This window comes from Flavobacterium sp. (assembly GCF_043756175.1).
GTDB lineage: Bacteria > Bacteroidota > Bacteroidia > Flavobacteriales > Flavobacteriaceae > Flavobacterium.
On sequence record NZ_JAYURN010000041.1, the window covers coordinates 40,390 to 50,822 of the forward strand.

Annotated in this window: 11 protein-coding genes and 3 tRNA genes; 13 read left to right on the forward strand and 1 reads right to left on the reverse strand. The window is 31.3% G+C overall.

What is annotated here, in order from left to right:
- Positions 1–27: 27 nt before the first annotated feature.
- The 6 genes from ACH2BP_RS02305 (at position 28) to ACH2BP_RS02330 (ending at position 7,452) form a co-directional block, all read left to right on the forward strand.
- Positions 28–1,950 (forward strand): putative porin, encoded by a 1,923-nt coding sequence (locus tag ACH2BP_RS02305; RefSeq protein WP_395056625.1) that lies wholly within the window; start codon positions 28–30, stop codon positions 1,948–1,950.
- 317 nt (positions 1,951–2,267) lie between these two features.
- Entirely contained in the window at positions 2,268–3,626 is a 1,359-nt protein-coding gene (locus ACH2BP_RS02310; protein WP_395056627.1) for a pyridoxal-phosphate dependent enzyme, read from the forward strand.
- Positions 3,627–3,799: 173 nt separating this feature from the next.
- Entirely contained in the window at positions 3,800–5,068 is a 1,269-nt protein-coding gene (locus ACH2BP_RS02315) for a DUF2851 family protein (protein ID WP_395056629.1), read from the forward strand.
- A 73-nt stretch (positions 5,069–5,141) separates the two neighbouring features.
- The gene (locus ACH2BP_RS02320) at positions 5,142–5,369 is read left to right on the forward strand and encodes a PspC domain-containing protein (RefSeq protein WP_395056631.1); all 228 of its coding nucleotides are present in this window, start codon (positions 5,142–5,144) and stop codon (positions 5,367–5,369) included.
- 3 nt (positions 5,370–5,372) lie between these two features.
- A complete protein-coding gene (locus ACH2BP_RS02325) occupies positions 5,373–6,248 on the forward strand; it encodes a helix-hairpin-helix domain-containing protein (protein ID WP_395056633.1) in 876 nt (291 codons plus the stop codon).
- Between the two features lie 34 nt (positions 6,249–6,282).
- Positions 6,283–7,452: an acyl-CoA dehydrogenase family protein gene (locus ACH2BP_RS02330; protein WP_395056635.1), complete on the forward strand. Its 1,170-nt coding sequence runs from the start codon at positions 6,283–6,285 to the stop codon at positions 7,450–7,452.
- A 374-nt stretch (positions 7,453–7,826) separates the two neighbouring features.
- On the opposite strand, the gene ACH2BP_RS02335 is transcribed toward ACH2BP_RS02330, so the two are convergent.
- Positions 7,827–8,057 (reverse strand): hypothetical protein, encoded by a 231-nt coding sequence (locus tag ACH2BP_RS02335; RefSeq protein ID WP_395056637.1) that lies wholly within the window; start codon positions 8,055–8,057, stop codon positions 7,827–7,829.
- A gap of 297 nt (positions 8,058–8,354) precedes the next feature.
- Between ACH2BP_RS02335 and rpsU the strand changes: the two genes are divergently transcribed.
- The 7 genes from rpsU to ACH2BP_RS02370 form a co-directional block, all read left to right on the forward strand.
- Positions 8,355–8,549, forward strand: coding sequence for a 30S ribosomal protein S21 (gene rpsU / locus ACH2BP_RS02340; RefSeq protein ID WP_091473327.1), 195 nt, complete (start codon positions 8,355–8,357; stop codon positions 8,547–8,549).
- 69 nt (positions 8,550–8,618) lie between these two features.
- Positions 8,619–9,515 (forward strand): tyrosine-type recombinase/integrase, encoded by an 897-nt coding sequence (locus ACH2BP_RS02345; RefSeq protein WP_395056639.1) that lies wholly within the window; start codon positions 8,619–8,621, stop codon positions 9,513–9,515.
- 33 nt (positions 9,516–9,548) lie between these two features.
- The gene (gene hpf / locus ACH2BP_RS02350; protein WP_395046746.1) at positions 9,549–9,851 is read left to right on the forward strand and encodes a ribosome hibernation-promoting factor, HPF/YfiA family; all 303 of its coding nucleotides are present in this window, start codon (positions 9,549–9,551) and stop codon (positions 9,849–9,851) included.
- 89 nt (positions 9,852–9,940) lie between these two features.
- Positions 9,941–10,014 (forward strand) — tRNA-Thr (locus ACH2BP_RS02355).
- Positions 10,015–10,078: 64 nt separating this feature from the next.
- A tRNA-Tyr gene (locus ACH2BP_RS02360) sits at positions 10,079–10,159 on the forward strand.
- Positions 10,160–10,214: 55 nt separating this feature from the next.
- Positions 10,215–10,286 (forward strand) — tRNA-Thr (locus ACH2BP_RS02365).
- 57 nt (positions 10,287–10,343) lie between these two features.
- On the forward strand, positions 10,344–10,433 hold a 90-nt coding region (locus ACH2BP_RS02370; RefSeq protein WP_395056641.1), incomplete at its 3' end, for a GTP-binding protein.

Below are 10,433 nucleotides of genomic sequence, written 5' to 3' on the forward strand. Positions count from 1 at the left end.
GTGTATTTTTGCTACACAATTTATTATATGAAGCACTTTCTTACATTCTTATTATTCATTTTTACTATGAGCACTTTTGCTCAAGTAGATGATGAGTTGTCGATAAGCAAAAATGATACTATAAAAAAATCTTTGCGTGACAAACCTAAAGAAAATCCTAAAGCATCTATAAATATGTATCGTATTGTGACTTTGCAAAAGGACACAACTTATGTGGATACTTCGTTAACAATACATAAAGAGTATAAATTTAATCACTTGCGTAAAGATAATTTTGGACTACTGCCATTTGCAAATGATGGTCAAACCTATAATACTTTAGATTTTGGTTTAAATAATCCTACTACTTTACCAGAATTTGGGTTTAAAGCCAAACATTTCAATTACGCAAAAGCAAAAGATATTAATTACTATTCAGTTGCTACACCAATTACTGAGCTGTATTTTAAGACTACTTTAGAACAAGGACAATCTGTCGATGCATTTATTACCTTAAATACTTCGGAGCAACTCAATTTTTCTATCGCTTATAAAGGACTACGTTCCTTAGGAAAATATATAAATTCTTTGTCTAGTTCCGGAAATTTTAGGTTTACAACCAGTTATTTTTCAAAAAGCAAGAGGTATTTGGCTAATTTTCATTATACCAGTCAAGATGCGTTGAATGGCGAAAACGGAGGTGTTTCTAATCTTTCAGATTTCGAATCTGGCAATTCTCAGTTTACACAACGTTCTCGATTAGAAGTCTATTTTGAAAATGCTAAATCACTACTACAGGGCAAAAGATATTTTCTAGACCATTCTTTTAGAATAAATTCTAAAGATAGCGATAACAATATCTCTATATACCATCAGTTTAGTTACGAAACTAAAATTTTCGAATTTAGCTCTAAATCTTCAATTGAAAGATTCGGAAATGCATATGTGTTTTCTAATTATTTTGATGTTACGAAAAATAACATTGCCTATAACAAAATCGGCGCTAGTTTTTCGAATAATACATTAGGAGATATTCATTTTTTTCTAGAAAATTATCAATATAATTATTTGTATAAGAGGGTTGTGATTTCTAACAATCTGGTTTCAATACCAAATCTAAACAATGACAAACTCAATGCCGTTGGCGGAAAATATTCGTATTCAAATAACAAACTAAAAGGAGAAGCCTTATTTTCTAAATCAATTTCAAAACAAACATTTTCTACTTTAGATATTTCGGCTCAGTATAAATGGAATGAAAAAAATAATTTTTCAGTTCAATATTTAAATCAAAGTAAAGTGCCGGATTTAAACTATACTTTATTTCAGAGTAGTTTTGTGAGTTACAATTGGTATAATAATTTCAAAAACGAAAAAATAAACACCATTAAGCTAAAAGCCAATACACAATGGCTTTCTGCCGAAGCACAACTCACCAGATTAGATGATTATTTGTATTTTAGTGATGATGATACATCAGATGCTATTGTTATTTCAACGCCAAAACAATATGATAAAGCAATAAATTATTTATCGGTTAAAGTTAGTAAAGAGATAAAATTTAGAAAATTATCTCTGGATAATGCTATTTTGTTTCAGCAGGTTACGCAAAATGAGAATATACTAAATGTGCCCAAATTACTCACAAGAAACACCTTATATTTTTCCGATTACGTGTTTAAAAAAGCAATGTATTTACAAACAGGATTTACATTTCAAGTCTTTACAAAATACTACGCTAACGATTACAATCCATTACTAGGTGAATTTTACGTGCAAGAAAAGACAAAAATTGGCGATTTTCCATTAGTCGATTTCTTCATTAATGCCCGAGTGCGTCAAGCAAGAATTTTCTTAAAAGCCGAGCATTTAAATTCAAGTTTTACAGGAAGGAATTATTACGCTGCACCCAATTATCCTTACAAAGATTTCATAATTCGTTTTGGATTGGTTTGGACATTTTTTCAATAAAATAAAAAGTTTCAAAATTTACTGCGTCAGTTCGCTATCGCTCGTGTGGGCGTGACTTTCGTCGTTCCTCCTTAAGTCGGGCTATCCGTTACAATCTCTCTCGTCCCAAAAGACGAGAGAGGATTTCCACTGCTATCCCTCACGCGGAAACCAGAATACCTTGTCCTCTTTTAATTTCTCCCGAGCGATAGCGAACCCGCGAAGCAAATCTCACTCAAATAACATTCCATTTCACAATTAAAATTCTAATATGTATCTTTGCATCTTAAATGTATAGGTACTGATTTTTAAAATCAAAATCCAAAATCAAAACAACAATGAAATATTCAGAAAACATATTAGGAACTATCGGAAATACACCGTTAGTAAGATTAAATAAAATCACAAAAGACGTAAATGCGTTAGTACTTGCAAAAGTAGAAACTTTCAATCCAGGGAATTCTGTCAAAGACCGCATGGCTATAAAAATGATAGAGGATGCTGAAGCTGATGGTCGTCTAAAACCAGGAGGAACTATAGTCGAAGGAACTTCAGGGAATACTGGAATGGGATTGGCACTTGTTGCAATTGTAAAAGGTTACAAACTAATTTGTGTAATATCAGACAAACAATCTAAAGAAAAATGCGACATACTTCGTGCTGTAGGGGCAAAAGTTGTCGTTTGCCCAACTGATGTAGAACCAACTGATCCACGTTCATACTATTCAGTTTCAAAAAAATTAGGAGAAGAAACTCCAAATTCTTGGTACGTAAACCAATACGATAATCCGAGTAATTCAATTGCGCATTACGAGCAAACTGGACCAGAAATTTGGGAACAAACGGACGGAAAAATTACTCATTTTGTTGTTGGAGTAGGAACTGGAGGAACAATCTCTGGCGTAGGGAAATATTTGAAAGAAAAAAATCCAAATATAAAAATCTGGGGTGTAGATACTTACGGTTCTGTATTCAAAAAGTACCACGAAACAGGTATTTTCGACGAAAACGAGATTTATTCTTATATAACTGAAGGAATTGGAGAAGATATTTTACCTAAAAATGTAGATTTCGATATCATTGATGGTTTTACAAAAGTTACCGACAAAGATGCAGCAGTCTATACACGCAAAATTGCTTTAGAAGAAGGTATATTTGTAGGAAATTCAGCAGGTTCAGCGATAAAAGGATTGTTGCAGCTTAAAGAACATTTTAAGCCAGAAGATGTTGTTGTGGTATTGTTTCACGATTCAGGAAGTCGTTATATAGGAAAAATGTTTAATGATGATTGGATGCGTGAACGTGGTTTTCTAGACGAAGAAATTACAAAAGCAGAAGATATTATCAAGGATCATATAGACAAACCATTAGTTATTGTTCGTACAGAAGAATTGGTTTCACACGCAATCGAGCGTATGCGTAAATACAAAATATCACAAATTCCAGTCATAGATATTACAGGTTTTGTAGGTTCTGTAGATGAATCAGATTTGTTTAGAAGCTATGTAGAAGACAAGAATATTGCCGATAAACCTATTCGTGAAATAATGGGAAAACCATATCCTATTGTAAAAACAGGGACAGCTATCGAAGAAGTTTCTAAATTGTTTACCAAAGAAAACCAAGCCGTTTTAGTCGATTTAGGAAACGGAAACCACCATATTATTACAAAATATGATATTATAGGATCTATATAATAGTTATCAAAATATAGTTATTTCAAAATATACCTGACAGGTTTTCTAAACCAGTCAGGTTTTTTTTTCTAAATCTATTGATTTGCACAAAAAAACCAGTTTTTATAAATTAGTGAGATTAGTATTTTTTCATTACTTTAGTTTTTCATTTTGAAGCCTATAATATAATTACAATGAAAGAAGATTTTCTCCACTATGTCTGGCAATACAAGAAGTTTGATTTTACCAATTTAAAAACTACTTCGGGGGAAAATTTATCAATATTTAACGTTGGAAATTTTACAGAACTCGCAGGGCCAGATTTTTTTAACGCACAAATAGAAATCGATAATCAAAAATGGGCAGGAAATATCGAAATTCATGTTAAATCTTCCGATTGGTATGTGCACAATCACGAGCGAGATGAAAATTATGATTCGGTAATTTTGCATGTAGTTTGGGAAAATGATGCGGCAATTTTCAGAAAAGATAACTCCGAAATTCCAGTTCTCGAACTCAAAAAGCAGGTTTCTCCAGTATTAATTCACCTATACGAAAAACTAAAAGCAACAAAATCATGGATTTATTGTGAAAATGAAATAAAAACCATTCCAGATTTTGTATTTAAAAACTGGCAAGAACGCTTGTTTTTTGAACGTTTAGAAAGAAAATCAAACCCAATTGAAACTTTACTTTTACAAAATAAAAACGATTGGGAAGCTACTTTTTTCTGTTTTTTGGTAAAGAGTTTTGGTCTGAATACTAATGGTGAATCATTTTTTAAAATAGCCCAATCAATTCCATTTTTTGTCATTCGTAAGGAAGCTTTTGAAGTCGAAAATCTAGAAGCAATTTTGTTTGGCCGAGCGAATTTATTAGAATCAGACAAAGAAGATAATTGTTTTAAAGACTTAAAACAACGTTGGGAATACATTCAAAATAAATACCAACTAGAAAATGTTTTTATAGAATCTGTTCAGTTCTTTAAGCATCGACCAGATAATTTTCCTACAATACGATTGTCACAATTGGCAAATTTATATCACACACATCAAAATTTATTTTCGAAAATAATTAGTGCGAAAAACATCGTAGAGCTTTATGAAATATTTGGAGTTTCAGTTTCAGAATATTGGCAAACGCATTATAACTTTGATAAGATAAGCCCTAAAAAGACAAAATCATTATCCAAATCATTTATCGATTTGCTAATCATTAACACCATTATTCCTTTTCGATTTGCTTACGAAAAAAGTTTAGGAAAAGAAACATCGGAAGAAAATATTCAGTTTTTAGAACAAATTACTTCAGAAAAAAATACAATTATTGATAAATTTAAAGTAATAGGAATCACATCAAAAAATGCATTCGAAAGTCAATCTTTATTGCAGTTGAAAAATGAATATTGTAACAAAAGCAAATGTTTGCAATGTGTCGTTGGCTTAGAGCTTTTGAAGAATTAGTTTGTGATTTTTTTGTAGTTTTACAAAGGATTAAACGATTAACCAAATCAACAAATAACCGAACAAGCAAATAATGAGATTCGTTATAAAGCTAAAATATCTTTTCGAAAAACAAGGTTTTCATATTGCATCTCGACTGGCAGATAAACTGGGAATGCGAGCCAATAGTGTGCGCTTGTTTTTTATTTATATTTCGTTTGTAACAGCAGGGTTGTGGTTTGGAGTTTATCTAACATTAGGATTTTTAATAAAACTAAAGGATTTAATACGAGCTAAAAGATCTTCAGTTTTCGATTTATAACATATGAATTTCAAACAATATTTCATTTTTAATAAAGAACAAAAAATAGGTTTGGCTATTTTGGTTGGGCTAATAATTACTGTGCAATTACTATATTTTTTTGTAGATTTTTCAACTAAAAAAACGGCAACAAAAGATGAAGAACTTTGGTTGGCGATGCAAACAGAAATAGACTCTATGAAATCGATTTCTAATGAAGATACGAATAAAATGTATCCTTTTAATCCTAATTTTATTAACGATTTCAAAGGTTATAAACTAGGAATGAAAGTAGCAGAAATAGATAGATTGTTAGCTTTCAGGAAAACCAATAAATATGTAAATTCTTCGCAAGAATTTCAAAAAGTGACTAAAATTTCTGATTCACTCTTGGCTGTAATTTCTCCATATTTCAAATTTCCGGATTGGATTACAAACAAAAAGATTAATGAATCTTATGGGAATTCAAACTATAAAGATTTAGATAAAAAAGAGAAAATTGTAATTTTAGATATCAATAATGCAACAAAAGATGATTTGATGAAAATTTACGGAATTGGTGAAGCTATTTCCGATAGAATTTTGAAACAAAAAGAAGTTTTTGGTTCCTTTGTTAGTATGGATCAAATGGAAGATATTTGGGGGTTATCGCCTGAAGTGATTATTCAATTAAACTCTCATTTTAAAGTTTCTGGAACTTTAACAACTAATAAAATAGATATCAATAACGTTTCTTCTAAAGAATTAACAAAATTCCCGTATTTTAAATATGCTTTGGCCAAAGAAATTATAACTTTTCGAAGTATGAATAACGGAATCAAGGATATTGATGATTTAACAAAAATTAAGGGTTTTCCTGTTGAAAAAGTTAAAATTATTGCCTTATATTTGAAATTCTAAAAAAGCATAATATTTTTTAACAGTCTTAGTTATTATGAATTCAATATATTTTACAGAAGAACACGAATTATTCAGAAAGAGTTTGCAAGATTTTTTACAAAAAGAAGTGGTGCCACACATTGAAAAATGGGAAAAAACAGGTACAATAGAACGCTTTATTTGGAAAAAATTTGGCGAAATGGGTTTCTTCGGAATAGCGTACCCGGAATCTTATGGCGGTTTAAATTTAGATTTGTTTTATACGGTTGTATTTTTAGAAGAACTTCAAAAAATAAAATCTTCTGGTTTCGCAGCGGCTATGTGGGCACATGCATATTTAGCAATGACGCATTTAAACGCGGAAGGTAGCGAACGAATTAAACAAGATTATTTAGTAACAAGCATTTCTGGAGAAAAAATAGGAGCTATGTGTATTACCGAACCTTTTGGTGGTAGTGATGTTGCTGGTATGAGAACAACAGCAGTAAAAATAGGAAATAAATATGTTATTAATGGATCTAAAACATTTATAACTAATGGGGTTTATGCCGATTATTATGTAGTTGCCGCAAAAACAAGTCCAGAGCTTGGCAATAAGGGAATTAGTATGTTTTTGTTAGATACAAATCTAAAAGGAATAACTGCAACAAAATTAGATAAATTAGGTTGGAGAGCTTCAGATACTGCAGAAATAGCGTTTGATAATGTCGAAATTCCTGAAGAAAATTTAATGGGTGAAGAAGGAAAAGGTTTTCCTTATATCATGCAACATTTTGCTTTGGAGCGATTAATTATGGCTGTTAATGCACATGCAAGAGCAGAATACGCTATCGATTATACAATAGATTATATGTCGCAACGCCAAGCATTCGGAACTACTATAAATAAATTTCAAGCTCTAAGACATACAATGGTAGAACATGCCACAGAAGTTGAACATTGTAAAATATTTAATTATGCAGCCGTAGCTAGATTAGACAAAGGAGAATATGTGGTAAAAGAAGCCACGATGGCAAAACTAAAATCTACAAAAGTTGCTGACTTGGCTATTTACGATTGCTTACAAATGCTTGGAGGTTATGGGTATATGGAAGAATATCCATTAGCTCGTTTGTTAAGAGACAGTCGTTTGGGCCCGATTGGCGGCGGAACTTCAGAAATTCTTAAAGAAATATTATCGAAAATGATAATTGATAATCAAAATTATAAGCCGGCGGTAAAATAAAAATTTTGTCACGCTGAGCGAAGTCAAATCGAATTTTATATAAAAGCCAAGAATATTATGTTCTTGGCTTTTATATTGTTCAACTACTAAAGAGTCTGAAGTCACGCCTAATTCCAATAGGTTTTTTGAAATATTTGTTACAAAATTTGTAGAGCCACAAACGTAAAAATGCTTATCAAAATTCGAAATTTTTCAATTAGAAAATAGCGGTCAATTTGTTTTTCTATATACCCATTAATGGTTTTTCTGGTAAATACTTTGGTGTAATCGGTTGTGTGTATTTTTTGTAATTCAATACCCATAATGATGCCATTCGACGTTTTATTGGTGTAAATCAATCGGTTTTTATATAATTTATTCTGTTTGTACTCATCTCAAAATATAGTTATAAAAGGGGTGATGCCAGCTCCAGTAGCAATGAAAACCTCTGAATTTTTAAACTGAATAGCGCCAAAAATATCATATAGGATCAATTCGCCGCGTGCGTTAATTCCTCCTATCTTATTGGTGACTTCATCATGATCACGATAAATCTTAATCATAAATTCTAAATATTTCTGATCTCTTAAATCGGTAAAAATAAACGGACGTACTTTTTTTCCCAACCTGGAAGATTTATAGAAACGTCTGTGGCTTGTCCGGGAATGAAATCATAATTTTCAGATTTCTCAACCATAAGCATTTTACATCATGTGTAATATAAAAGGATTGGATTGTTTTTCGATATGAATTGCAATAGATGTTGTTTCATGTACTTATGAAATATAAAATTACTAAATTGGATTTTTTTTTGATACTTTTTTAGAGTTGTTTTAAAACTTATAAAATAATTCAAAATTTATAATTCAAAATTCAAAATAAAGATATACTTTTGCAGTCTAAAGAAAGGGGGTGTCTATATTATGTTAATTATACCAATTAAAGACGGAGAAAATATCGATAGAGCATTAAAGCGCTATAAAAGAAAATTTGACAAAACAGGAGTCGTAAGACAATTGAGAAAACGTCAAGCTTTCATTAAACCATCTGTTATAAACAGAGCAATGGTTCAAAAAGCTGCTTATGTTCAAAACATGAGAGAGAATTTAGAAAGTTAGTAAATGATTTTCCTAAAATATAAATCGTTAGTTATAGAAGTTTCGTACTTTTATGCTAACGTTTTTTTTATGCAATCAAACCAGCAAAAATTTCAAGATTATTTACTCAAAGAAAAAAACTACTCTGTACTTACAGCATTAGCTTATGGTAAGGATTTACAGTTTTTTCAAAAATTCCTTGAAAAAGATTTCGATAATACACTACTCGAAGAAGTTTCTTATACCTTAATAAGAAGCTGGGTAGTTTCGATGGTCAATGGGGAAATGAGTAATACATCGGTAAACCGAAAAATAGCATCGCTCAAGGCGTTTTACAGATTTCTATTAAAAACCAAACAAATAGAAATAAATCCACTAGCTAAACACAAAGCGCTCAAAACAGAAAAAAAAATTCAAATTCCATTTTCGGAAGAAGAACTCGACAAAGTATTAACTCAAATACAATATAAAGAAGGATTTGAAGGGCTGCGAGATAAACTAATTATCGATTTGTTTTACACTACGGGAATCCGTAGGTCGGAACTTATTTCGCTTCAAATATCAAATACAGATTTAGTCACAGGAACTATAAAAGTTATTGGTAAACGAAATAAAGAAAGAATAATCCCGTTATTGCCAATAATTAGACAACAGATAAAAGTGTATCTTGTTGAAAGAAAACAACTTCCGTTGATTGTAGATGGCGATAATTTATTTTTACTTTCAAATGGAAATAAAGGCAACGAAACATTTGTGTATCGATTAATTAATGATTACTTTAGTAATGTCTCCGAGAAAGTAAAAAAAAGTCCGCACATGCTTCGACATACATTTGCAACTCACATGCTTAATCACGGAGCCGATTTGAATTCGATCAAAGAATTATTAGGTCACTCAAGTCTTGCGTCAACCCAAGTTTACACAAATTCAAGTTTAGCTGAGCTTAAAAATGTTTACCAAAATGCGCATCCTAGAAATCAAAAATAATTCTTCACATTGTTTAACCAAAATTTAAAAATTATGAAGGTAAATGTTCATGCAGTTAACTTTAATGTTGACAAAAAACTAGTAGATTTTGTAGAAGAGAGAATTGTTAAATTAGAAAAATTTTATGACAAAATAGTGTCGTATGATGTCTTTCTAAAAGTCGAAAAAACCAGTGATAAAGAAAACAAAATGGTTGAAGTAAAAGTTATAGTTCCAGGAGATGAATTTATTGTAAAAAAACAATGCAAAACATTCGAAGAAGGGGTGGAATTAGCTTCAGAATCTCTAGAAAGATTGTTATTGAAAAGGAAAGAAAAAGTCAAAGCGCATATTTAGAGAATTTTTTCTAAAAAAAGTTTTGATTAATGAATAAAATACATACATTTGCAGTCCGTTAGAAATAGCGGACTTTTTTTATTGATTTCGCCAGCGTAGCTCAGTTGGCTAGAGCAGCTGATTTGTAATCAGCAGGTCGTGGGTTCGAGTCCCTCCGCCGGCTCTAAAAATTATTTCCAAGGGGTTTGGAAATTGTTCTTTTACAGTACTGAAAAAATCAATAAAATGGGGAGATACTCAAGCGGCCAACGAGGGCAGACTGTAAATCTGCTGTGTAAACTTCGCAGGTTCGAATCCTGCTCTCCCCACAAGTCGAAATTTTAGATTTTAATCTGAAATTTAAACTATAAAATCAAGGATTCTGCCGACTTAGCTCAGGGGTAGAGTGCTTCCTTGGTAAGGAAGAGGTCACGGGTTCAATTCCCGTAGTTGGCTCAACAAAGTAAAATTTGAACACTAATATATTATAATTAAAGATTAAAACTAAGTAAAATGGCAAAAGAAACCTTTAACCGTTCGAAACCACACTTAAATATTGGTACGATCGGACACGTAGATCACGGTAAAACTACTTTAACAGCA